Below are 611 nucleotides of genomic sequence, written 5' to 3'. Positions count from 1 at the left end.
GGCTTCGCGCTACTCGAACAGCTCGCCAATCAAAACACCTGCAAAATCATTGTTATTTCGGGTATGGCCCCCGAAGCACTGCAAAAAGCGCTCAGTCTCGGCGCCCATGCCGCCCTCCCCAAACCCTATAGCCATACCGCATTTGTTTCGATTATTGGTAAACTTTTCGGGTAATAGCGCGGGCCACCGCCTACTCGGTTTGCCTTTTTAAGATCCAAAACCCACTAAATTCTTATCGCCGACCCGCCAAAGCGCCCACTGCGTCAAACTCCTATTTAACCGACTGTGGTTAAATAGCGCGCTTCGCCTTTTCGGCGAACAATTCCCGCTAAACATCTGATTTTAATAACAAAGTATTAAACATGGAGTGGTAACGCAAATGATTGTGAACAACCCAAAGTCCCTCGTAAAAACCTTTTCCCGTTTTATTTTTGGTTTAACCCTTGTAGCCCTTACCGCCTGCGGTGGCGGTGGTTCGAGCAACCCCGACCCAAGCCCACAACCTACAGTTGAACCAACGGCTGAACCCACACAAGCACCGACACCAGAACCTACCGCCGTACCCGACAGCACACCGGACGCCTTCACCCTTGGCGCTATGACGAGTGTAG

At 51.1% G+C, this 611-nt stretch carries 1 protein-coding gene; it reads left to right on the top strand.

Features of this window, described 5'->3' with window-relative positions:
* Positions 1-379 precede the first annotated feature (379 nt).
* Positions 380-611: hypothetical protein (locus IDZ20_RS05735; protein WP_223144906.1), on the top strand; the 232-nt coding region annotated here is incomplete at its 3' end.

Source organism: Teredinibacter waterburyi, from assembly GCF_001922985.1.
GTDB classification, from domain to species: domain Bacteria; phylum Pseudomonadota; class Gammaproteobacteria; order Pseudomonadales; family Cellvibrionaceae; genus Teredinibacter; species Teredinibacter waterburyi.
This window is presented reverse-complemented; position numbering and strand designations above follow the sequence as displayed.